Source organism: Microbacterium canaveralium, from assembly GCF_047238045.1.
Classification (GTDB): Bacteria; Actinomycetota; Actinomycetes; order Actinomycetales; family Microbacteriaceae; genus Microbacterium.
The window spans coordinates 3,430,149-3,451,319 of sequence record NZ_JBDFMA010000003.1 but is presented as its reverse complement, the minus strand read 5'-3'; the positions used below and the strand labels follow the sequence as shown (position 1 = coordinate 3,451,319).

Genomic DNA, 21,171 nt, shown 5'->3' with positions numbered 1-21,171 from the left:
GAATCCCGGCGTCCATTCAATGACCGGCGGACCTTCGACGATCGCGGCGGCGACGAGGAGGATCCCGCCGCCGAGCAGCAGCTGCACGGTGGCGACGAGGAACGGGTCGGCGCGCACGGCGCGGCTGATGAGGGTGCCGGCGGTGACGGCGGCGGCGGTGAGGGACAGCCATGCCCCGGTCCCGGCGCCGGCGGGCAGCACGATGAGCAGGAGTCCGGCGAGCCCGGTGAGCATCGCGGCCACCGATCGCAGGGAGGGACGTTCGCGGTAGAGCCACCAGGCGGGCAGCAGGATGAGGACGGGCTGGACGTTGGCCAGCACGGACGCGACGCCCGTTGTCAGGCCGATGGTGCCGCCGAACATGGCGGCGTAGGCGATGGCGACGTTCACGACGCCGAGCACGCCGATCAGCGTCCAACTGCGTACCTCGCGGGGGACGGGCGCGCGGCGGATGACAGTGAGGATCAGCAGAGCGGCACCGGCGACGAGGGCGCGCAGTGCTGCGAGCCACAGCAGCGGCGCATCTTGCAGCCCGACGCTGATCGCGACGAAGCAGGACCCCCACGCGAAGGTGATCCACAGCATCCGCCACGGGCTCGGCGCTCGCCGTCCGGTGCCGGCCGCGGTGGGGGTGCTCATGCGTCGTCGTCGGGGGGCGGGTTCGTGTGGTCGTGACGGGTCTGTTCACGGTGTCGTCCGTGGCCTCCGTGTCCGCGGTGGCTGAACAGGTGCAGTAGGGCGATCACGATGATGCCGGCGTAGGGGGCGGCCGCGGCGAGGTGGGTCCAGTGGTCGATGACCAGGTAGATGACGATCCCGGCGACGGCAAGCGCGATGATCCCCCAGATCCACACGCGTCCAGGGCGGGGCGGTCCGGCGTGCGGGGTGGTCATGACCGCTCCGCGGCGAGGAAGTCGTGTCTCATGCCGAGGGTGTTGTCGGTGAGACGGATGGAGGCGGCGGGGTCGGTGACGGTGCCGGTGAGGGCACGGATCGCGTCGATGGTTTCGGGGACGACGATCGCCTCGTTGCACACCTGGTAGGTGAGGTATGCCTCGTCGCCGTCGACGGTGACGAGGTCTTCCCAGACCGCGACTTCCCACATGTCCCCGCGGGGTCGGCCGAAGTCGCGCATCAGCTCGACCGTGGAGTTGAGGGCGACGAGCCCGTCGGACATGCGGATGAACGCGATGCGGGGGGCGGCGCGCAACGCGTCGAGGATCGGGTCGCGTGAGGCGCGGCGGGTCAGCTGCAGGGTCCAGTAGTGGTTGTGGGTATGCGTGCGCGCGCCCTTCGCGGCGATCGTGACCACGTCCAGGCCGGGAATCACGGTGCGCGCGTCCGGACCCTGGTGGGAGGGAATGACCGGTTCGGGAACCATCGTGTTCATGATGCCGCCCAGGTGCGATTCCCACGGGTCGGGGTGAGGCGGGCGGCGGATCTGATGCGCCAGTCGGTGATGGTGTCCGCGACGCCAGTCAACTGCATGTCGGGTTGGGCGTGGACGGCGTCGGCGACCCTCTTGCCGATCACGCCGTATCCGTTGACGCCGACTTTGATCCTGTCCCATCTCCCTTTCCCCTTTTCATGGTGTTCTCGAGGCCGCGCACGGGTTAGTGGCGGGGCCGGCGGCGCCGCAGAGTCCACAGCAGGTAGCCGCCGAGCGCGCCGATCGTGCCGGTCCCGGCGCCGATCAGGACGCCTTCCCGGGAGCGCCATTTCGTGTTCCCGCCGACGAGGGTGCCGATCCCGCCGATCAGCGCGGCGGCGATCATTCCCGCGACGACACGGTTGCCGACGCGTTCGGCGCGCCCGACGAGAGGTTCCAGCTCCGTCGCGCGCAGGTGCACCTCGAACCCGCCGTCTTCGAGGAGATGCCGGAGCCGGCTCAGGGTGGCGGGCAGCTCGGTGAGCAGTGCCCCGGTGTCGGCTCCCGCGCGCGCCCATCGCCGGGCCAGAGCCGGCAGGGACAGCTGGGCGCGGGTGAGCTGCTCAGCGTAGGGCTGCAGGGCGTCGAGCATCTGGAAGTCCGGATCCAGCCGCGCCGCAGTCCCTTCGGCCATCATCAGCACTTTGAACAGCAGCGCCGTCTCCTGCGGAAGGTGCAGCTGGTGCTGCTGAAGGATGCCGAGCAGCTGCTGGAGCATGATTGCGAGGCTGATCTCCGACAGCGAACGGCCCCGGTAGCGGGCCGTGAACGCGGTGATCGCCTGCCGCAGCCCTGCCCGGTCGACGACGTCGGCGGTCCGGGAGAGTTCTATCAGGGCGGTGGTGAGGGCGTCCGGGTCGTCGCGGGTGAAGGCGAGCACGATGCCGGCGAGGCCGTCCGTGGTCTGTTCGGTGAGCTCCCCGACCATCCCGAAGTCGATCAGCGCGAGCGCGCCGTCGGGCTGCACGAACATGTTCCCGGGATGGGGGTCGGCATGGAAGAACCGGTTGTCGAACACCATCGTGAGCACGATGTCGGCACCCAGCCGCGCGAGTGCGACCCGGTCGATGCCGGCGGCGTCCAGGCCCTCCAGGTCGTCGATCCGCACCCCGCTCATCCGCTCCAGGGTCAGCACGCGCGAGGTCGTGGTCTCCCCGTGCACGCGGGGAATCCGCACCCGCGCCGCGTGGGCGAACTCCTGCGCGAACCGTTCGGCGTTGCGGGCCTCCTGCAGGTAGTCCAGCTCGGCACGCAGCGTGCGGGAGAACTCCTCCACCAGCCCGGGCAGGTCGTACTGCCGGATGGCATCCCAGCGCCGGTCGGCGCGGTCGGCGAGGTTGCGGAGAATGTCCAGGTCTTCGTGCACCTGCGCGACCACGCCGGGCCGGCGCACCTTCACGACGACCTCGGTGCCGTCGTGAAGAGTTGCCGCGTACGCCTGCCCGATGGACGCCGCCGCCAGCGGCACCGGGTCGAACTGGGCGAACACGTGCTCTGGGTCGGCGCCGAGCTCTTCACGGAGCACGTCCCGAATGCCCTCCCACGGTGCCGCGGCGACGTCGTCCTGCAGTTTGGCGAACTCGGCGACCCATGCCGCGGGGAGCAGATCGTGCCGGGTGGAGAGGATCTGGCCCAGTTTCACGAACGTCGGCCCGAGCTCCTCCAACGCGACCCGCACATGCTCCGGGTTCGTGTAGGGGTCCTCCTGCCGGGCGTGTCCGAGGGCGCCGCGGTGGAACGGCACCAAGCCGCCCAGGCCCAGCACGCCGGCCAGGACGCCGAGTCCGTGCCGGCGCAGCACGGCCCCGATCTGCCGGTACCGGCTACCCCCCGCGCCCATCAGCTCACGCCCCTCTCAGCTGGCCCGTCGGCCGATGCTCGTTCCAGGATGAGTTCGACGCGCACGTCCGGGGCGAGCGCGGGGACGGTGACGACGGGGAAACCCAGCTCCTCATACACCTGCCCGAGCAGGTCGTGGATGCGCCGCTGCGCGGCGGGGTCCTCGGTGCGCGCGTAGTCGGGCGCCAGCGGGAGCAGGTCCAGCAGGAACACCGTCGCGTACCGGGTGGCGGCCAGCGCGCCCAGCAGGGCGGTGTCGGGCTCGAGGTTGAGGAAGCGGTAATAGGCGAGCGAGTCCGGCAGGGCACGGTCCAGGAACACCGTCTGTTGCGGGTCGAGGGAGTGCTCCTGCTCGATCTGCATGTCTACGACCGCGCGCTGGAACTCGCTCTGCCGTGCCCGCACCTCCGCAGTGCTGCGCCCGGTGATCCGTTGCAGGTCGATGTAGTGCCGGGCGTGCTCGATCGTGGTCGTGTACCCGCGGCCCCGCAGCAGGTTGACCGTGGTGGTCTTGCCCGAGCTGGGACCGCCCGTCACGACGTGCCAACGGGTGGGCTGTGCGGGCCGCGGCTCCTGGATGCCGGTCATGACCTCACCCTACACCCTGTACCCCTACAGGGTATGGTAGATTGTAGGTGGAGGTACGAGATGGCACACGGGTATGTGGACAACAAGCCGGCGCTGCTGGCGCGGCTGAGCCGCGCGGAGGGGCAGGTCCGCGGGATCGCGCGGATGATCGACGAGGACGTCTACTGCATCGATGTGCTGACCCAGGTGTCGGCGGCGACGAAGGCGCTGGAGTCCGTCGCGCTGGCGCTGCTGGAAGACCACCTCGCGCATTGCGTCGCGCAGGCGACCGCCGAAGGCGGCCCGGTCGCGGAGGAGAAGCTGCGTGAGGCGAACGCCGCGATCGCGCGCCTCGTGCGCTCCTAACCTCGCCCCACTCACATCGTTCAACGCTCTTGAAGGGAGCACATCATGACCGGACAGGGATTCCAGGACCTCGGACTGCAGGCGACGAGCACCGGCGCGGGGTGCGCGTGTTGCAGCCCCACCTCACACGGCGCGGCAGCCACCGACACCACCGCAGTCCCGGCGACGGGTGACGTTGTGTCGGCGCAGTTCCTGGTGGAGGGGATGACCTGCTCGCACTGCGTGCGCAGCGTGACCGAGGAGGTCTCCGCGATCGACGGTGTCTCCGACGTCGCCGTCGATCTGCGCGCCGGTGGCGTGTCCACGGTGACGGTGTCCAGCGCGACGCCGGTGGATGCGGCGCGGGTGCGGGAGGCGGTGGAGGAGGCCGGCTACAGCCTCGCCTCAGTGTCATGACCACGACGACGACGGATGTTGATCTCGACATCACCGGGATGACCTGCGCGTCGTGCGCGACCAGGGTGGAGCGGAAGCTGAATAAACTGCCGGGGGTGGCGGCGACGGTCAATTTCGCCACCGAGAAAGCCCGCGTGCACGCCGAGTCCCCGGTGCCGCTGGAGGAGCTGATCTCGGCGGTCGAGCAGGCCGGGTACGGGGCCTCCGTCCCCGCCCCACCGGCCACCGAAGCCCCCGATGAACAGGCCACGGTGCCGCGGGATGCGGAGTTGGTGTCGTTGCGGCAGCGGCTGATCGTCTCGACGGTCCTGGCGGTGCCGGTGGCGGTGTTGTCGATGATCCCGGTGCTGCAGTTCACCTACTGGCAGTGGCTGACCCTGACCCTTGCGGCGCCGGTGGTGGTGTGGGGGGCGTGGCCGTTCCACCGTGCCGCGGCGATCAACGCCCGCCACGGTGCGGCGACGATGGACACCCTGATCAGCCTCGGCGTGCTGGCCGCGTTCGGCTGGTCCCTCTACGCCCTGTTCTTCGGCGGTGCCGGGATGCCCGGGATGCGGATGAGCGTGACCTTCGTCGGCACCCCGCAGTCCGGCGGCCACGAGGTGTATCTGGAGGTCGCCGCCCTGGTGACGGTGTTCATCCTCCTCGGCCGCTACCTGGAGACCCGCGCGAAGCGGCAATCCGGGGAGGCTCTGCGCGCCCTGCTGGAGCTGGGTGCGAAAGACGCCGTCGTCCTCCGCACAGGTAGCGAACAGCGCGTCCCCGTCGCCCAGCTGGTGCCCGGCGACATCGTGGTGGTGCGGCCCGGGGAGAAGATCCCCGCCGACGGTGTCGTCACCGAGGGTGTCTCCGCGGTGGACGAGTCGATGCTGACCGGCGAGTCCGTCCCCGTCGAAGTCGCCCCCGGCTCGAAGGTGGTCGGAGCGACCGTGAACACCGGCGGCCGACTGCTGGTAGAGCTCACCCGGGTCGGCGCGGACACGGAGCTGGCCCGGATGGCCAGGCTGGTGGAGGAGGCGCAGACCGGGAAGGCGCAGGTGCAGCGCCTCGCCGACCGGGTCTCCGCGATCTTCGTCCCCATCGTCATCGCCCTCGCCATCGTCGCGTTCACGGTGTGGCTGCTGGTCGGCGCCTCCCCGGAGGTCGCGTTCACCGCCGCGGTGACGACGCTGATCATCGCGTGCCCCTGCGCGCTCGGGCTCGCGACCCCGACCGCGCTGCTGGTCGGCACCGGGCGAGGCGCGCAGCTGGGCATCCTCATCCGCGGACCGCAGGTGCTGGAGCAGACCCGCCGCATCGACACCGTGGTGCTGGACAAGACCGGCACCATCACCGCCGGCACCATGACCGTGACCGCCACCCACCCCGCCGCAGGGACCGACGAGACGGAGCTGGTGCAGGTCGCCGGGGCGCTCGAGCACGGCTCCGAACACCCCATCGGCCGCGCCATCACCAACGCGGCCAGCGGCCCGCTCGCGGCAGTGGAATCGTTCGCCGCGGTGGCCGGGCAGGGCGTGCAGGGCATCGTCGACGGCCGCCTGGTCGCCGCCGGCCGCGCCTCCTGGATCACCACCCAATGGGCGCTCCCCATCCCCGCCGAGCTCGCCGACACCATCGCGGCGGACGAGGCGGCGGGAGCGACGGTCACGGTGGTGGCGTGGGACGGGCAGGTGCGCGGGGCGATCAGCGTCGCCGACACCATCAAACCCACCAGCCGTGAGGCGGTCACCCGGCTCCGAGAGCTCGGGTTGACCCCGATCCTGCTCACCGGCGACAACCCCGGCGCCGCCCGCGCGATCGCCAACCAGGCCGGGATCGAGGACGTCCGCGCCGGGGTCACCCCACAGGGCAAGCTCGACACCATCCGCGACCTGCAGGCCGCGGGCCGGGTGGTCGCGATGGTCGGCGACGGCGTCAACGACGCCGCAGCCCTCGCCGCCGCCGACCTCGGGATCGCGATGGGCACCGGCACCGACGCGGCCATCACCGCCGCGGACCTGACCATCGTCTCCGGCGACCTGATGCTGGTCCCGGACGCGATCCGGCTGGCCCGCCGCACCCTGGGCACGATCAAGGGGAACCTTTTCTGGGCGTTCGCGTACAACGTCGCCGCGATCCCGGTCGCGATGCTCGCCCTGCTCAACCCCATCCTCGCCGCCGCGGCAATGGCGTTCAGCAGCGTGTTCGTCGTCACCAACAGCCTCCGCCTGCGCCGCTTCCGCCCCCTGCCCACCCCGACCCGTGCCGGCGCCCCCGCCACCCGAGAGCCCGCGCCCGTCCAGGCCTAACCATCGCTCGAGAAGGAGACACACCATGTCCCACGACCACGACCACTCCGGGCACGACCCACGCACGGGCACGACCGTGGAGGACACGAGCATGGTGCGCACGAGCATCACCATCACGAGCCGCCGGCGGGGGCGACGAACCTGGTGACCTGTCCGGTGATGCCCGGCAACCAGGTCGACCCGGCCTGGGCCGAGCAGCGCGGCCTGTTCCGCGACTACCAGGGCAGCCGGTACTGGTTCTGCTGCGCCGAGTGCGGGCCGCTGTTCGACGCCGACCCGGCCCGCTACGCGCACGCCGCCTGACCGGCCAGATAACCCGGTCGGAGATAGAGGGTGGACACGGCGGTCGGGCTGGTGCAGGCGTACCTGCGGGTCAACGGCTACTTCACCGTCGCCGAATACCCCGTGCTGGACGCCACCGGTCCCGGCGGTCCCCGCACCATCACCGACCTGGACATCCTCGCCGTACGGCTGCACCGCGCACCGGGAGCGTCCGGGACCGTCGACGCACCGCTGGACCCGGCCCTGGGCGCCGGGGGCGGAGCGGACATGATCCTCGGCGAGGTCAAGGAAGGCCGCCCGCACCCCAACCCGGCGATGCGGGACCCGGCCGTGCTGGAAGCCGCGTTCACCCGGTTCGGGTGCTGCGCCCCGACCGATGCCGCCCGGCTGGTCGCCGAACTGCTGGAAACGGGACGGACGGTGGCGCCGGAAGGGCACACGATCCGCACGGTCGTGTTCGGCAACCCCACCTCCCCGCCCGGGGCGGGGGCGCCGTGGCACACCGTCCCGTTCGCCCGGGTGCTGCGCTACCTCGAAGACCACCTGAGCGCGCACTGGGGCATCCTCGGCCGCACCCAGATCAAGGACGACACCCTCGCCCTGCTGGCCTTGCGGGAGAAGGCCCACCGCGCCGCGACCGGCGCCTCCCGCCAGGGCACGGACCGGTAGGGCGGGTCATGGCGGGGGAGCGTGTGCACACGCAGGGGGAGCCGGTGTGGGTGCGCACCCGTGACGAGCGCGCCCTGTATACGATGGTGCTGCCCGCCCCGGCCGGGACCCCCGGGGCGCCGACGGTGGTGTTCGAGGCGGGATGGGCGGCGACCCGCTCCACCTGGGCGTTGCTGCAGACCCGGGTCGCCGCGTTCACGCGGGCCGTGGTGTATGACCGGGCAGGGCTGGGCCGGTCCGCCCCGGATAGTGCAGGGCGCACCCTGGACCGGATGGCCGACGACCTGAACGATTTGCTGGACGGCCTCGAGCCGAGCAGCGGGTTCGTGCAGGTGGGGCATTCCGCGGGCGGCCCGATCGTGCGGCAGGCAGCAGACCGGCCGCCCGGACCGGGAGGCCGGTCTGGTGCTGGTGGATCCGACCGACGAGGCAGCGACCCAGCAGTTCGGTGTGCCGTTCCGGGTCGGGGAGAAGATCGTGATCGCCGTGGAGTGGGTGCTGGCACGGGTGGGGTTGCTGGAGCGGTTCTTCCGGTTCCTCGGGGAGGGGATGCCCGAGGATGTGCGGGCGGATCTTCACCGGGAGGCGTTCCGGCCCGCGGTGGTGGTCACCCAGGGTCGGCAGGCGCGCACGTTCCTCACCGAGCTGCACGCCTGGCGCGGCGACCCGCCGGTGCTGCCCGATGTCCCGGTCACCGTCATCTCCGGCAGTCTCGCGGACGGGATGCCGCGACGGGTCCGGGATGCCGCGACCGCCGCCGGGCGGTATCGGGCCGCACAGTCCCGGCAGGGCCGGCACGTGGTCGCTGCCCGCTCCGGCCACTACATCCCCGCCACAGAATCGGACCTGATCGCTGCGGAGATCCGCCGCCTCGTCCTCCCGCCCGTCGGATAGCCCGGGTTGTCTGGCGGGCATGCCTGGTCAGGCCACGGCAGGGGGGCGTCGCCGCCGGGCGATCGCACCGGTGAGGGCGAGACCACCCAGCCCACCCCATAGGGTGACAGTGGAAACGCCTTGCCCGATGAGGACGGCGGGGGTGAGCCCGGCGCGCAGGTCGGTGTCGGCGATCATCGCCCCGGCCTGTCCGGCGGGCAGACCGGTGAGGGTGCTGCCGTCGGGGCGGATGATCTGGCTGGCGCCGACGGTGGAGACGTTCACCACGGTGCGGCCGGTCTCCACCGCGCGGATTCTGGCGACCGCGAGCTGCTGCAGGTTCTCGTCCGTGCCGCGGAAGTCGGCATTGTTGGTCTGGAACACCAGCAGCTCCGCGCCGGCGGTGACGCTCTCGGCGATGACTTCGTCGTAGATCACGTCGAAGCAGATCGCCAACCCCACCGGCACGTCGCCGACGGTGACCATGGGCAGGTCGGTGCCGTGCGCGTAGTCGCGTTGCAGCAGCCCGACCAGGTCGGGAGCGAGCAGGGTGTAGAACGCCCGATCGGGCACGTACTCGCCGAACGGCACCGGGTGGCGTTTCGCGTGCGTCTGCACCTGCTCCCGCTGCGGCGTGGCACCGGTGGTGGCCGGGTCCCACAGGAACGACGTGTTGTAGATGTTGCCGCCCGCCGTGGTGGCCGCGTTCGCCAGCAGCGGGGCACCTGCCCGGGTGCTGATGCCGGTGAGATGCTCGGCCAGCCACGGGGTCTGGAACGGGTCAGCATCCAGCCCTTCCGGCCACACCACCAGATCCACATCCGCGTCGAGCACCGGGCCGGTCGCGTCCCCCTGCGCCCGGGCGATCGCCCCCACGGTGCGCTGGTCGAAGTACCCGGACGGGCCGTTGCCTTGCACCGCCCCGACCCGCATCGTCCCGGCCGGTGTGGTGGGAAACGCCGGGACCAGGACCAGCATCAGGGTGGTGACGGCGGGTACGGCGGCGGGGAACGGGCGACGCCACCGGCCGGTCCGGATGGTTTCGATCGCGGCGGCGACGGTGAAGACCATCAGGAAGGTGAGCCCGCTCACCCCGACCCAGGACACCGTCTGAACGAGGGGGCTGTCGGCTTGGGTGATCCCGAGCCGCGCCCACGGCAGCCCCCCGTACGGCCAGGCGCCCAGCAGCACCTCCCGGCCCGTCCACAACGCGGCCACCAGGCCCGGCAGCAGGAGCAGGCGTCCGACCGGGCCGGGGGCGGCGCGCGGCACCCACCGGTAGGCGAGTGCCAGCGGGATGATCCCGACCGCGGTCAGGGTCCCTTCCACCACGGTCAGTGCCGCCCACGGCACCGGCCCGAGATACCGGGTCGTCCAGGACACCAGCAGCCCGAAGAACAGCAACCCGAACACCGCCCCGACCGCCACCGCCCCCCACACGCTCCGGCCGATCAGGGCGAGAAGCAGCAGCCCGGTCGCGGCGAACGCGGCCGGCCAGAATCCCACCTCCGGGTAGGCGAGATCCATCAGCACCGCCGCGGCTGCCGCGACCGGCAACGCCATCGCCAACGGCATCACCGCCCGGGCGCGGCGGTTCGGCGGGGTGGGTTGGGGGCGTCCGTGCGGGTCCTGGAGGGTCGTCGGGGTGGCGGTCATGGCCGGTCCGCGATGGTGCGGGCGATTACGGCGGCGTCCCGGGACACCCCGGCGAGGGTGTCCGCTCCGGGGCGGCTGTGGGCGGGGATCCCGGCGACGAACAAGCCCGGCAGCCCGGTCATCGCCGGGCGGGACCGGGCTGCGGTCGCCTCGGCGGGGAGCCAGTCGTCGCCGGGGTCGTACCCGGTGGCGAGGATTACCGAGTCCGGGGCGAGGGTGCTGCCATCGGCGAACGTGACCTGCCCGCCGTCCGCGCCGGTCACCGCCGGGGCGACCGCCACACCCGCGTGACGCAGCGCATGGTAGCTGTCGCCGAACACCGGCTGCACGGCGGGTGGGCGACCCAGCCAGGACGAGCCTGCCCGGGCGTGGACGGGGAAGGTACGGGCGGGTCGGTGCGGCCGTCGGGTGCGGACCGCGAGGGTGACCTCGTGGGAGGCGGACAGCTCTCGCGCCAGCTGCACCCCGCTGTTCCCTCCGCCGACGATCAGCACCCGCCCGGTGGGCACCTGCCGGGGGAACTGGTAGTGGGCACTGTGCAGCACCACCCCGGGCACCCGCAGCTGCTGCGCCCACGCAGGGATGCGGGGGTGGGTGGCGGCGCCGGTCGCGCACACCACGTTGCGGGTCTGCACGTCGCCCTCCGCGGTCTGCAGCTGCAGCACCGACCCGTGACCGCGGCGTTCCACCCCGACCACACGCAACCCCCAGAACGGGTCCACCCCCAGGGTGTGCTGCACCTGGTCCAGGTAGTTCGCGATCTCATCGGCCCGGGGATGCTCGTGCGGGTCCAGCGGCAGCGGCCGGAGCGGAAGCGTGCTGTGGCGGGCGTCGGACAGCAGCCGCATCGAATGCCACCGGGACGCCCAACTGCGTTGCCGGTCCGTGGCGGCGTCGACGACCACGAACTCCTGCTGCGGCCGGAACCCCAACCCGATCAGCGCGGCGGCCACCGCGAGCCCGGCCTGCCCGGCCCCGACGATGATCGCCCGCCGATGCGTCAACCCGCGATCAGCACGATCTGGGTCGGGGTGGACCAGTTCCGTCACAACCCGGAGCCGGCGGTGATGAAGTGGGGCTTCATCCTGGTCACCCTTTACCTGGGGCCGATCGGGGCGCTGCTGTATGTGCTCGCGGACAAGGAGCCACGGCCGGGAGAGCATGAGGAGTTCACCCGGCCGCTGTGGAAGCAGGGCATCGGCTCGACCATCCACTGCGTCGCGGGCGATGCCACCGGCATCATCGTCGCCGCCGTCGTCGTCGCGTCGCTGGGCCTGCCGATGTGGCTGGATCTGATCATCGAGTACGCCGCCGGGTTCGCGTTCGGGTTGTTCGTGTTCCAGGCCCTGTTCATGAAAAACATGATGGGCGGCAGCTACTGGCAGAACGTGCGCCGCTCGTTCCTGCCCGAGTTCATCAGCATGAACCTGATGATGGCGGGCATGGCGCCGGTGATGTCGCTGCTGATGATGGGCCGCGACATGCGGGCCATGCTGCCCACCGAGTTGCTGTTCTGGGCGGTGATGAGTTTCGGGATCGCGGTCGGGTTCGTGCTCGCCTACCCCGTGAACGTGTGGATGGTGAAGAAGGGCCTCAAGCACGGTCTGATGACCGTCCGCCCCCAGCCCGCCACCCACCCCCAGGAGCATGACGCGCACGCGCAGCACAACCCGCAGCCGCCGGAGGCGCACGCCGGCCACGACCAGGCGGCGGGCGCTGCGTCGTCGCCGGGGTCGGGGCATGAGGCGCACCAGCCTTCTGGCGCCGGAGCGGTGACCGTGCCGCAGCTGACCGTGGTCGGCGCGTTCTCCGCGATCGCGCTCGTGGTCGGGATGGTCGCCCCCGCGAACGCCGTCAACATGACTCTCAGCGCGCACGACGTCGGTGGGCTGATCATGCCGCCCGGGATGATCATGACCCGTGACACCCCCGCCGAGGCGATGCGGGACATGGCCGCCGTCGACCCGCGGGCCGCGACCGCCGCGTACGACGTGGACACCCGCGGTGATGAGGTGCTGGAACCTGCCCGCGTCGAGGACGGGGTGAGGGTGTTCGAGCTGACCGTGTCGCAGATCCGCTGGGAGATCCTCCCCGGCGTCACCGTCGACGCGTACGCGTACAACGGGCAGATCCCGGGGCCTCGGCTGCAGGTCACCCAGGGCGACCGGATCCGCATCGACGTGACCAACGAGCTCGACGAGTCCACGACCGTGCACTGGCACGGCCTGGACGTGCCCAACGAGATGGACGGGCCCGCCGGGATCACCCAGGATCCCATCCAACCCGGCGACACCTACCGGTACGAGTACACGGTGAAGCAGTGGGGCACGTTCTTCTACCACTCCCACGATCACGCCGACCGGCAGCAGGCCCTCGGCCTGTACGGGGCGCTGATCATCGACCCCGCCGACCCTGGCCTGCAGCCGCCTGCCGATCGCGAGTACACGATTCAGCTGCAGGAGTGGCTGTCTCGGGAGGGGCTGACCTATCCGGCGATGCCGATGGAAGGGGGCATGCCGAACTACTTCACCATCAACGGGAAGGCGTACCCGGCCACCGAGACCATCGACATGAAGGTGGGGGAGACCCTCCGGGTGCGGTTCATCGGCTCGAACACCATCGACATCCATCCGATGCACATCCACGGCGGCCCGTTCACCGTCGTCGCCCGCGACGGTGCGGCCCTCACCACGGCGCAGCAGTTCCAGGCCGACACGATCAACGTCGGGCCGGGACAACGCTACGACGTGCTCTGGAACGCGCTCGAGCCCGGCCAGTGGCTCATCCACTGCCACATCAACCACCACACCACCAACAACAACGTCGAAACCGACGGCGCCGGCGGCCTGACCATGATCATCAACGTCACCGAATAACCCCACGAACCGAAGAACCGCCGCCGTTGTGGTCGCCGTTGCCGCGTCGAGTCACGTCCGCGCCCTCCGGCAGCACAGCAGGCGGATGCAAGAGGTGCTCAGCTCATCGTGCCCGACCGTTTCGGTTGCCGGAGGCCGAGATCGCCCGCCCGCCCGCAACGGGGCGCGGTGACCTCGCCGTGGTCAGGTGGTCGCGGGAGGGAGGACGCGTCGGCGGCGGGCGACGGTGACGGCCGCGGCGACCGTGAGCGCCGCCGAGACGGCGAGGAGCACGGCGCCGAGGAGGATCTGCCCCGGTGGCGGGGTGGCAGCGGTGACGGGCTGGTAGAGGTTGCGCTGCTGGCTTTGCGGGCCGGTGAGTTGCTGATCGACGGGCACCCACACCTCGAGGGTGCGTTCGCCGGTGGCGAACTGGGCGTACACGAACCACAGCCCCGGTGACGGCAGTGCCAGTTCCCCGGTGAAGGTACCGGGAGGCGGGGTGCCGGGTTGTGCGCGCAGCGGCGCGGTGAGGTCCTCTCCGGCGCGGCGGGCGACCAGACGGGACGGGGTGAGGTCGGTGTCGTCGGTGAGGCGGATGCCGGTGATGGTGACGGTCAGCTGCCCGGTGCCGTCGCCGGTGACGGTCATCTGTGCGGTGCCGTAGGCGGTGCCCTGGCCGGGGTCGTGCGCCTGCGCGGGTGGGGGCGGGGCGAGGGCGACCAGCAGAAGGGTGAGGGCCGCGGCCGCGGCCCCGGATCGGAGGCGAGTCCCCGGCCGCACGGTGAGGGCGATCATGCTGACGATGATCACCGTGGTGGTGCCGACGGCGGACCAGGCGACGGGGGTGGGTGGGACGCTGCTGATCCCGGTCCCGGAGGCCAGCAGTTGCAGGGTGGTCACGGCGAGGGCGGCCACCGGCCACCGCCACCGGGGGACGGGCAGGGCCAGCAGGAAGAGCCCGGCCACCGCGACCGGCAGGTCGGGGGCGAGCCACCCAGAGGTGGTGAGCAGCACCCACAGCACCACCCGGAACACCAGGTACACGGCGACGACGAGGACAAGGCGGGTGCGGCCGGGGACCAGGGTGGTGATCACCCATGCCGCGCCGAGCGTGGTCGCCAGCAGCAGCGGCAGGTACAGGGTCTCGGTGAACTGGGGCACGTCGGTGTCGTATTCCATCACGATGATCAGCGCCGCCCCCAGCACGCCTGCGGCCAGGGCGATCCGCGGCGGGGCAGGCACGAGCCGGTCGGTGCCGGTGAGCAGGCCGATCAGCACGCACAGGGTGCCGATCACCGACAGCAGGTGCGGGGGCGACCAGAGCACCGCGTCACGCCCGAACGCGGTGTGCCAGAACGCGTCGGCGGGCGCGGCCGCCGCGGTCGCGACCGCCGCAGCGACCGCGACCGCGAACCCGGGCGTGCGGAACACGGCGGCCACGGATCGTGTCGCGGCCAGCCGCCGCCACCCCCAGCCGGCGATCACGACCCCGACGGTGAGGATCGACGCATACAGCAGCAGGTGCGGAGGGATGAAGGTGCTGTCCCGGCCGAGGGTGGTGTGCCGGGAGTCGTCCCAATACGCCGACCCAACCCCGGCGGCCGCGGCCGCTGCGGCGACCCAGACGCCCCCGGCCCCCAGCGCCGGGGAACCGCGGGCCGGGTCCGGCTCGGACGGGATGGGGGCGCGGTCACGGCTGCCGTGTGGTCGCATGGTCTGTCCTTTCTGTGATGCGGCAGGGAGCCGGTCCGCCCCTGCCAGGCGGCTAACGCCATGGCCCCGCTCCCGGCGGCAGCGGGGTGTTAGAGGTGTGTTAGAGGGGGAGCACGGTGGCTCCGATGAGGTTCTGGATGCTGGAGGTGAGGAGTGTCCAGGCTCCGCTGATCATCGCGATGCCGGTGGCGATCATGAGGACCCCGCCGGTGATGTTGATGGTGCGGATGTGGCGGCGCAGGAACGTGATGCTTCCGGTGGCCCAGTTCAGGCCGGCGGCGGCGGCGATGAAGGGCAACCCCAGGCCCAGGCAGTAGGTGACGGCGAGGAGGGCGCCGCGGGCGGGGTTGCCGGTGGTGAGGCTGAGGGCGGAGATCGCGGCGAGGGTGGGGCCCAGGCACGGGGTCCAGCCGAGCCCGAACGCGATGCCGAGCAGGGGAGCTCCGGCCAGCCCGCTGGGTGGGTGGATGGCGGGTTTCGCGGTGCGTTGGAAGAGCCGGAACACGCCGAGGAACACGAGCCCCATCAGCAGGACCACGATCCCGAGGATGCGGGTGAGGAGATCTTGCCAGCGGATGAGCCAGGCCCCGAGGGCGCCGAACGCGGCCCCGTAGCCGATGAACAGGACGGAGAAGCCGAGGGTGAACAGTCCGGTCCCGGCCAGCGCCCGCCACCGGGAGACCCCCGCGGTGGTGGTGGTGCCGGTGAGGTAGCCGAGGTAGCCGGGCACGAGGGGGAGCACGCAGGGGGAGGCGAAGGACACCAGCCCGGCGAGGAGGGCTAGGGGGAGGGCGGCCCAGATGCTGCCGGCGGTGATGATCTCCCCCATCAGGGGCTCGTCTCGGCGAGGACGGTGTCGATGAGGGCGGCGAGGGTGGTGCGGGTGGGCAGTTGCCCGATGATGCGGGCGGCCATCCGGCCGGTGCGGTCCAGGACGATGGTGGTGGGCACGGCGCCGGGGGCGGCTTTCCCGGCGAACGCGGCTTGCACCGTGCCGGTGGTGGCGTCCAGGATCGACGGGTAGGTGATGCCGAACTGGTTCTCGAACGCGGCGGCGGTGTCGGCGCTGTCGCGCACGTTGACGCCGATGAACACGACACCGTCGGGCTGGTAGGTCTGGGCGAGGGCTTCCAGGTCGGGCGCTTCGGCACGGCAGGGCGGGCAGGCGGCGTACCAGAAGTTCACCACAACGACCGAACCCGCCCACGCGGTGGAATCCGCCTGCTCCCCGGTGTCGGTGGTGCCGGTGAAGGTGACCGGGTCGTCGCGCTGGTCGGCGGGGATCTCCCGCACGGTCTCGTCCGCGGACAGATACCCCGGGGACGGGGAGGAGGACAACAGGCCGGGCGTCTGGGCGGTGCACCCGGCCAGAAGCAGGACGAGCGCGCCGAACACGGCGACCGCGGCGGCGGTGACGGCGCGGCGGGGTGGGCGTGTCAGGGTGGTGGGGGTGCGCATGCGGGATCACTCCGGTCGGTCAGGTGTTCGTGCTCTTGCTGGTGGGGCGGCGGCGGCCGGCGAGGATGGCGCCGGTGATCAGCAGCAGCGCCCCGGTCGGGTACCCGGCGACCAGGTCGAGCCAGCCGGAGGGCTGGCCGGGGCCGAACACTTCCAGGTGCGCGAGCCAGTGGATGATCGCGACGATCGCGCCGGCGGCCATCAGGGCCTGGCCGACCCGGACGAGCAGGCGGTGTCGCCGCCAGGCGCGTTGTGGGTCCTCAGCTGGGGCGGGGCGGGGGGTGGTGCGGGTCATGAGCGGTCCTTTCGCAGGGGGCGGGTCACAGTCCGGAGTAGGAGTGCAGCCCGGTGAAGAAGACGTTGACGACGCCGAAGTTGAACAGCACGGCGGCGAAGCCGACGATGCACAGCCAGGCGGCGCGGGTGCCGGCCCAGCCGCGGGTGGCGGTGGCGTGCAGGTATCCGGCGTAGAGCACCCAGATGATGAACGTCCACACCTCTTTCACGTCCCACCCCCAGAACCTGCCCCAGGCGCGGCCGGCCCAGATCGCCCCGGCGATCAGGGTGAAGGTCCACAGGATGAACCCGACGATCGTCAGCCGGTATGCGAGTCGGTCCAGATCCTCCGGCCCGGGCAGACTGTCCCGCAGCCGGGTGAGCCGGGAGGGGAGGCCGCGGCGGCGGGTGGTGAGCAGGTAGGTGAGGGAGACGAGGAACGCGAGCCCGAAGAACGCGGTCGCCAGCAGCGCGACCAGCACGTGGATGACCAGCCACCCGGACTGCAGGGCGGGCATCAGGGGGACGACGGGGACGTAGAAGCTAACCGTCGCGACGCCGAGCAGCAGCACGGTCAGCCCGAGCACGGCGCTGCCCAGGTACGCCAGCCGCACCCGCAGCGACACGGCCAGGAAGGTGGCGATGATCAGGGCGGTGCCGGTGAGGGAGAACTCGAACATGTTCGCCCACGGCACCCGGTCCGCGGCGACCCCGCGCAGCACCACCCCGGCAAGATGGAACACCCAGCCCAGCACGGTCAACACGAACCCGACCCGCGCCGCCTTCCCCGCCCCCCGTCCGCCCCCCGGGGCAGCGGCGGCACCGGGTGCGGTGTCGGGGGCGGGGGCGGTGGGTGTGCCTGCCAGGTCCGGGTCGGTGGTGCTGGTGGCGCCGGCGGTGACCGGCACCCGGACGGTGACCGGGACGGCAGGGGTGCTGGCGCGGCGGGCGAGGTGAAGGGTGTAGGCGACGAATGCGGCGGCGTAGATCGCGATCGCCGAGTACACCAGCAGCAGGGACAGGGCGTCAAGGAACGGGGTCATCAGAGCCTCCTCGAAGGGGTGCGGGGGAAGGGGTGAGGCGGGTGGCGAGGGTGTCGACGGTGGGTTGCAGGCGGGGGTCGTCGCCGCGGGCGAGCCCGGCGACCTCAAGCACCGTGCCGCCGTCCCGGCCGGTGGTTGCGCGGACCCAAAGGCGGCGGCGGGGCACGAACAGGGACAGGGCCAACCCGGCCATCGCGACGACCGCGGCGATCAGAGTGGGGGTTTGGGTGGGGTCGGCGGCGATCTCCAGCGACGCGAATCGGGGGATCGGGCCGAGCTCGATCGTGCCCAGCTCGTCCGGCAGCGGAACCGGGGTGCCGGGGACCAACTGCAGGGCGGGGGTGGGGGTGCCCCGCCCGGCGATCTGGGTGAGGGTGCTGGTGTCCAGTGCGTACACCGACACCGGGACCCCGGTGTTCAGGCCCAGGTCGCCGACGTACACGTTGAAGGTGACGACCGGGTCCAGCAGGTCCGGGTAGCTGGACGCGAACGCCCCAGAGGCGGTGGTCGCGCGGGTGGGGTACAGCATCCCGACCAGGCCGACCTGCTCGGCCAGCCCGTCGGGAACCTTCACGATGCCCAAGCTGGTCAAATTCGCGTCCTGCGGCAGGAACGGGACCGTGTCACGGAACACGATCTTCCCGGCCGGGTTTCGGACGGTGAGGGTGGGGGCGTACCCGTTGCCGAGCAGATAGATGTCGGTGCCAGCCACCGGCAGCGGCTCGTTGACCTGGATGCTGGAGGCCTGCCGGGTGCCGCCAGTGGTGGTCGTGACCTGCGCGTCGAACGTCTTCGGCATGCCGAGCGCGTTGACGTTGTCCAGGACGTAGTCGACGCGGAACCGGTCCAGGGTGAGGGAGAACGCCGGGATCTGCGTGTCAGTGATGAACCGGCCGGCGGTGAACGAGTCGTACGCGATCCGGGTGGACGCGAACGTCTGCCCCTCCACCAGCACCCGCTGCCCGGTGAACCGGAACCCGCCGCCGACGCCGACCACGACCAGCACCGCCAGCAGCGCCACGTGGAACAGCAGGTTCCCGGTCTCCCGCAGGTAGCCGCGCTCGGCTGCGACCGAGTCCCGTCCGTCGTCGCCGCGGACCCGGCGGGTGCGGTACCGCTGCCGACGCAGCGCCTTCTCGGCCGCGTCCAAGACCGCACCGGGGGGCGTGTCGGGGAGGACGCGGCGGGTGTGGGCGGGCAGGCGGGACAGGTTGCGGGGGGTGGCCGGGGGCGGGGCGAGCAGCGCGGTCAGGTGGTGGCGGATGCGGGGGATGACGCAGCCGATCAGCGACGCGAACAACAGCAGGTAGATCGCGGAGAACCACACCGACCCGAACACGTCGTGCAGCTGCAGCAGGTCCACCGCCCACATCCAGCCCGGGTTGGTCTTGTCGAACTGGATCACCCCGTTCGGGTCGGAGGAGCGTTGCGGGATCAACGACCCGGGGATCGCGGCCACCGCGAGCAGCAGCAACAACACCAGGGCGGTGCGCATGCTGGTCAGCTGCCGCCACGCCCACCGCGCCCACCCCGACACGCTCAGGCGCGGATTCGTGCGCTCCTCCACCGGCCGGTCGACGTGATCGGCGGGCAGCTGCGGGGCCTGCTCATTGCGGATCGACACGCGCATCCCCCCTCCCCCGGACGGGTGCGCGGCGGCGGGCGCGCCAGGAGGCGTGGGCGAGCAGCCCGACCCCCAGTACGGCGGCCACCAGGGCGGTGAGCACGTTCGCTTTCAGCCCGCCGGCGAGCAGCTCGGTGGGATCCAGCCGGATGGACTCCAGCACCGCCCGCCCCGCCCCGTACCACAGCAGGTACACGCCCAGACTCCGCCCGGCGCCCAGCGTGATCCGGCCGTGCCGGCGGCGGTGCTGCTCGAGCAGCACGATCACGGCGGCACCGGCCAGGTTCCACAGCAGCTCGTACAGGAACAGCGGATGAAACAGGGTCCCCGCCGGGGTCCCCGGCGGGATCGCGGGGGCTGAGGGGTCGATCTGCAGCCCCCACGGTAAGGTGGTGGGCGGGCCGAACAGCTCCTGGTTGAAGTAGTTCCCCAGCCGTCCCACCGCCTGGGCGACCAGCATCCCCGGCGCGAGCGCGTCCAGGAACAGCAGCACCGGGATCCCGGCGCGACGGGTGCCGATCACAATCCCGACCAGCCCGCCCAGGATCGCACCGAAGATTGCGATCCCGCCTTCCCAGATGTAGAGCACCCGCCACAGGTCCGCGCCAGGGAAGAAGTAGTCGCCGGGATGGGTGAGCACATGGTAGATCCGGGCGCCGAGGATCCCGAACGGCACCGCCCACATCGCCACATCCACCACGACCCCGGCCGGGTGCCCGACCGCCCGCAGCCGACGGCCGGTGATCAGCACCGCCAGCACGATCCCGGCCAGGATCGCCAGCGCGTAGAACCGGATCTGGAACGGACCGACCTGAACGAAGCTGATCCCCGGGCTCGGGATCAGCGCCGGAGCCACAATGAGGAGTGCGTCCATCAGGGCCTCACCCTCGCCGGAAGCCACGCCAGCGGGTCCACCGCTTCGCCTCCGGTGCGGATCTCGAAGTGCAGGTGTGCGCCGAAGCTGCGTCCACTGTCCCCGACCCGGCCGACCATCTGCCCCACCCGCACGGTCTGTCCCGGGGTCAGGGCGAGGGACCCTTCCCGCATGTGCGCGTACGCGCTTTCCACGACCTGCCCGTCGATCTCGTGCCGGATCACCACGTACACCCCGTACGCGCCGCCCTGCTCCGTCGCGGTGGTGACCACCCCGTCGGCGATCGCCTGGATCGGGGTGCCGATCCCGGGGGTCATGTCCAGTCCGGCATGGAAATTTGAGCAGGACGGGCATGGCGGGGTGCGGTACCCGAACGTGCTGCTGATCGGCACCCCCACCGTGAACGGCCACTGCACCGCCGACGCCGGGTCATTGGTGAACGTGTCCGCGGTGTGCGCGTACGACTCGGTCCCGACGGGGGCGGTCACCGCCACCGTGTAGTCCCCGCGCACCATCACCGTCCCGGTGACGGTGTCGGGGGTGGTGAACGACTGGGCGCGCACCGGGGTGCGGGTCGCCTCGACGGCGAACACCGGCTCCGGCGTCAACGGGATCAGCAACGGCAGTCCGGCGATCGACGCGACCGGGAGCATCACCGCGCCGGCGAGCATCCGGGATCGGGTGAGCGTGCGGCGCGGCGCGTGTCGAGGTGTCCGGGCGGCACGGGTGGGCCGACGGCGTCGATCGCGTCGCGTCTGGACGGGTGGGGAAGACAGGGCGGCTCTCGCCGCACGGCGCGTTCCGGTACCGGGAGTCGGGGTGGAGGGGGCGGGTTCGGGCATACAAGACTTTCCTGGATGAGGGGGACGATGAAGGTGCGTACGGTCGCCGTCACACGGTCCAACCGGGAGCCGCGGCCCGGAGTGCACGGCGAGAATCCGGGATCGGATCACCCATGGC

Annotated in this window: 24 protein-coding genes; 8 read left to right on the top strand and 16 right to left on the bottom strand. The window is 71.6% G+C overall.

The annotated features are described in order from the left end of the window. The 6 genes from ABC271_RS17445 to ABC271_RS17420 all read right to left on the bottom strand — a co-directional run. The coding region (locus tag ABC271_RS17445) for an EamA family transporter (RefSeq protein ID WP_412926081.1) at window positions 1–639 on the bottom strand (639 nt) is incomplete at its 3' end. Continuing rightward, entirely contained in the window at window positions 636–893 is a 258-nt protein-coding gene (locus ABC271_RS17440; protein ID WP_056518825.1) for a DUF2933 domain-containing protein, read from the bottom strand. The genes ABC271_RS17440 and ABC271_RS17445, both read right to left, overlap by 4 nt. Continuing rightward, window positions 890–1,381, bottom strand: a complete 492-nt coding sequence (locus ABC271_RS17435) for a hypothetical protein (protein WP_235557380.1) — start codon at window positions 1,379–1,381, stop codon at window positions 890–892. Before ABC271_RS17435 ends, ABC271_RS17440 begins: the two co-directional genes overlap by 4 nt. Before the next feature lie 5 nt (window positions 1,382–1,386). Beyond that, window positions 1,387–1,533 (bottom strand): hypothetical protein, encoded by a 147-nt coding sequence (locus ABC271_RS17430; protein ID WP_235557379.1) that lies wholly within the window; start codon window positions 1,531–1,533, stop codon window positions 1,387–1,389. An 80-nt stretch (window positions 1,534–1,613) separates the two neighbouring features. Beyond that, window positions 1,614–3,269 carry an ABC1 kinase family protein gene (locus ABC271_RS17425; protein WP_056207406.1) on the bottom strand — a complete coding sequence of 552 codons (1,656 nt, stop codon included), beginning with the start codon at window positions 3,267–3,269 and terminating at the stop codon, window positions 1,614–1,616. Beyond that, window positions 3,269–3,856, bottom strand: coding sequence for an AAA family ATPase (locus tag ABC271_RS17420; RefSeq protein ID WP_056518820.1), 588 nt, complete (start codon window positions 3,854–3,856; stop codon window positions 3,269–3,271). The genes ABC271_RS17425 and ABC271_RS17420 overlap by 1 nt, the downstream gene beginning before the upstream one ends. A gap of 60 nt (window positions 3,857–3,916) precedes the next feature. On the opposite strand from ABC271_RS17420, the gene ABC271_RS17415 reads away from it, so the two are divergent. The 7 genes from ABC271_RS17415 (at window position 3,917) to ABC271_RS17385 (ending at window position 8,730) form a co-directional block, all read left to right on the top strand. After that, the gene (locus tag ABC271_RS17415) at window positions 3,917–4,201 is read left to right on the top strand and encodes a metal-sensitive transcriptional regulator (RefSeq protein WP_056207405.1); all 285 of its coding nucleotides are present in this window, start codon (window positions 3,917–3,919) and stop codon (window positions 4,199–4,201) included. 45 nt (window positions 4,202–4,246) lie between these two features. Beyond that, entirely contained in the window at window positions 4,247–4,597 is a 351-nt protein-coding gene (locus ABC271_RS17410) for a heavy-metal-associated domain-containing protein (protein ID WP_056207403.1), read from the top strand. After that, on the top strand, window positions 4,594–6,885 hold the full coding sequence (locus tag ABC271_RS17405) for a heavy metal translocating P-type ATPase (RefSeq protein WP_056518818.1): 2,292 nt from the start codon (window positions 4,594–4,596) through the stop codon (window positions 6,883–6,885). The genes ABC271_RS17410 and ABC271_RS17405 overlap by 4 nt, the downstream gene beginning before the upstream one ends. Before the next feature lie 25 nt (window positions 6,886–6,910). Continuing rightward, entirely contained in the window at window positions 6,911–7,033 is a 123-nt protein-coding gene (locus ABC271_RS17400; protein ID WP_268768652.1) for a hypothetical protein, read from the top strand. Continuing rightward, a complete protein-coding gene (locus ABC271_RS17395; RefSeq protein WP_327037316.1) occupies window positions 7,030–7,188 on the top strand; it encodes a YHS domain-containing protein in 159 nt (52 codons plus the stop codon). The genes ABC271_RS17400 and ABC271_RS17395 overlap by 4 nt, the downstream gene beginning before the upstream one ends. Window positions 7,189–7,218: 30 nt before the next feature. Further along, complete coding sequence (locus ABC271_RS17390) at window positions 7,219–7,836, top strand: hypothetical protein (RefSeq protein ID WP_036286071.1); 618 nt, start codon at window positions 7,219–7,221, stop codon at window positions 7,834–7,836. 405 nt (window positions 7,837–8,241) lie between these two features. Then, window positions 8,242–8,730 (top strand): alpha/beta hydrolase, encoded by a 489-nt coding sequence (locus tag ABC271_RS17385; RefSeq protein WP_198553659.1) that lies wholly within the window; start codon window positions 8,242–8,244, stop codon window positions 8,728–8,730. A 27-nt stretch (window positions 8,731–8,757) separates the two neighbouring features. Here ABC271_RS17385 and lnt read toward each other — a convergent pair whose 3' ends face one another. Further along, window positions 8,758–10,365, bottom strand: a complete 1,608-nt coding sequence (gene lnt / locus ABC271_RS17380) for an apolipoprotein N-acyltransferase (protein ID WP_156454718.1) — start codon at window positions 10,363–10,365, stop codon at window positions 8,758–8,760. Continuing rightward, window positions 10,362–11,369, bottom strand: coding sequence for a flavin-containing monooxygenase (locus tag ABC271_RS17375; RefSeq protein WP_412926080.1), 1,008 nt, complete (start codon window positions 11,367–11,369; stop codon window positions 10,362–10,364). The genes lnt and ABC271_RS17375 overlap by 4 nt, the downstream gene beginning before the upstream one ends. On the opposite strand from ABC271_RS17375, the gene ABC271_RS17370 reads away from it, so the two are divergent. Further along, entirely contained in the window at window positions 11,361–13,241 is a 1,881-nt protein-coding gene (locus ABC271_RS17370; protein WP_412926079.1) for a multicopper oxidase domain-containing protein, read from the top strand. The two genes, ABC271_RS17375 and ABC271_RS17370, sit on opposite strands and share 9 nt — an antisense overlap. 183 nt (window positions 13,242–13,424) lie before the next feature. Here the strand turns inward: ABC271_RS17370 and ABC271_RS17365 are convergent, their stop codons facing one another. From ABC271_RS17365 to ABC271_RS17330, 8 genes are all read right to left on the bottom strand, one after another. Continuing rightward, the gene (locus tag ABC271_RS17365) at window positions 13,425–14,936 is read right to left on the bottom strand and encodes a hypothetical protein (protein WP_412926078.1); all 1,512 of its coding nucleotides are present in this window, start codon (window positions 14,934–14,936) and stop codon (window positions 13,425–13,427) included. 100 nt (window positions 14,937–15,036) lie between these two features. Then, window positions 15,037–15,765 (bottom strand): cytochrome c biogenesis CcdA family protein, encoded by a 729-nt coding sequence (locus ABC271_RS17360; protein WP_005049586.1) that lies wholly within the window; start codon window positions 15,763–15,765, stop codon window positions 15,037–15,039. After that, complete coding sequence (locus tag ABC271_RS17355; RefSeq protein WP_005049587.1) at window positions 15,765–16,394, bottom strand: TlpA family protein disulfide reductase; 630 nt, start codon at window positions 16,392–16,394, stop codon at window positions 15,765–15,767. The genes ABC271_RS17360 and ABC271_RS17355 overlap by 1 nt, the downstream gene beginning before the upstream one ends. A 19-nt stretch (window positions 16,395–16,413) precedes the next feature. Beyond that, entirely contained in the window at window positions 16,414–16,689 is a 276-nt protein-coding gene (locus tag ABC271_RS17350; RefSeq protein ID WP_005049588.1) for a hypothetical protein, read from the bottom strand. 25 nt (window positions 16,690–16,714) lie between these two features. Next, a complete protein-coding gene (gene ccsB / locus ABC271_RS17345) occupies window positions 16,715–17,713 on the bottom strand; it encodes a c-type cytochrome biogenesis protein CcsB (protein WP_005049590.1) in 999 nt (332 codons plus the stop codon). Beyond that, window positions 17,697–19,343, bottom strand: coding sequence for a cytochrome c biogenesis protein ResB (gene resB / locus ABC271_RS17340; RefSeq protein ID WP_056518810.1), 1,647 nt, complete (start codon window positions 19,341–19,343; stop codon window positions 17,697–17,699). Before resB ends, ccsB begins: the two co-directional genes overlap by 17 nt. Next, window positions 19,321–20,211, bottom strand: a complete 891-nt coding sequence (gene lgt, locus ABC271_RS17335; RefSeq protein WP_005049593.1) for a prolipoprotein diacylglyceryl transferase — start codon at window positions 20,209–20,211, stop codon at window positions 19,321–19,323. Before lgt ends, resB begins: the two co-directional genes overlap by 23 nt. Beyond that, window positions 20,211–20,882 (bottom strand): M23 family metallopeptidase, encoded by a 672-nt coding sequence (locus tag ABC271_RS17330; RefSeq protein ID WP_005049595.1) that lies wholly within the window; start codon window positions 20,880–20,882, stop codon window positions 20,211–20,213. Before ABC271_RS17330 ends, lgt begins: the two co-directional genes overlap by 1 nt. Window positions 20,883–21,171: the final 289 nt, after the last annotated feature.

Excerpts from the sequence above, each read along its gene's own strand:
- ABC271_RS17440 (WP_056518825.1), bottom strand. The coding sequence starts at position 893 with ATGACCACCCCGCACGCCGGACCGCCCCGCCCTGGACGCGTGTGGATC.
- ABC271_RS17435 (WP_235557380.1), bottom strand. The coding sequence starts at position 1,381 with ATGGTTCCCGAACCGGTCATTCCCTCCCACCAGGGTCCGGACGCGCGC.
- ABC271_RS17425 (WP_056207406.1), bottom strand. The coding sequence starts at position 3,269 with ATGGGCGCGGGGGGTAGCCGGTACCGGCAGATCGGGGCCGTGCTGCGC.
- ABC271_RS17420 (WP_056518820.1), bottom strand. The coding sequence starts at position 3,856 with ATGACCGGCATCCAGGAGCCGCGGCCCGCACAGCCCACCCGTTGGCAC.
- ABC271_RS17415 (WP_056207405.1), top strand. The coding sequence starts at position 3,917 with ATGGCACACGGGTATGTGGACAACAAGCCGGCGCTGCTGGCGCGGCTG.
- ABC271_RS17410 (WP_056207403.1), top strand. The coding sequence starts at position 4,247 with ATGACCGGACAGGGATTCCAGGACCTCGGACTGCAGGCGACGAGCACC.
- ABC271_RS17405 (WP_056518818.1), top strand. The coding sequence starts at position 4,594 with ATGACCACGACGACGACGGATGTTGATCTCGACATCACCGGGATGACC.
- ABC271_RS17400 (WP_268768652.1), top strand. The coding sequence starts at position 6,911 with ATGTCCCACGACCACGACCACTCCGGGCACGACCCACGCACGGGCACG.
- lnt (WP_156454718.1), bottom strand. The coding sequence starts at position 10,365 with ATGACCGCCACCCCGACGACCCTCCAGGACCCGCACGGACGCCCCCAA.
- ABC271_RS17370 (WP_412926079.1), top strand. The coding sequence starts at position 11,361 with ATGCGTCAACCCGCGATCAGCACGATCTGGGTCGGGGTGGACCAGTTC.
- ABC271_RS17365 (WP_412926078.1), bottom strand. The coding sequence starts at position 14,936 with ATGCGACCACACGGCAGCCGTGACCGCGCCCCCATCCCGTCCGAGCCG.
- ABC271_RS17360 (WP_005049586.1), bottom strand. The coding sequence starts at position 15,765 with ATGGGGGAGATCATCACCGCCGGCAGCATCTGGGCCGCCCTCCCCCTA.
- ABC271_RS17355 (WP_005049587.1), bottom strand. The coding sequence starts at position 16,394 with ATGCGCACCCCCACCACCCTGACACGCCCACCCCGCCGCGCCGTCACC.
- ABC271_RS17350 (WP_005049588.1), bottom strand. The coding sequence starts at position 16,689 with ATGACCCGCACCACCCCCCGCCCCGCCCCAGCTGAGGACCCACAACGC.
- ccsB (WP_005049590.1), bottom strand. The coding sequence starts at position 17,713 with ATGACCCCGTTCCTTGACGCCCTGTCCCTGCTGCTGGTGTACTCGGCG.
- resB (WP_056518810.1), bottom strand. The coding sequence starts at position 19,343 with ATGCGCGTGTCGATCCGCAATGAGCAGGCCCCGCAGCTGCCCGCCGAT.
- lgt (WP_005049593.1), bottom strand. The coding sequence starts at position 20,211 with ATGGACGCACTCCTCATTGTGGCTCCGGCGCTGATCCCGAGCCCGGGG.
- ABC271_RS17330 (WP_005049595.1), bottom strand. The coding sequence starts at position 20,882 with ATGCTCGCCGGCGCGGTGATGCTCCCGGTCGCGTCGATCGCCGGACTG.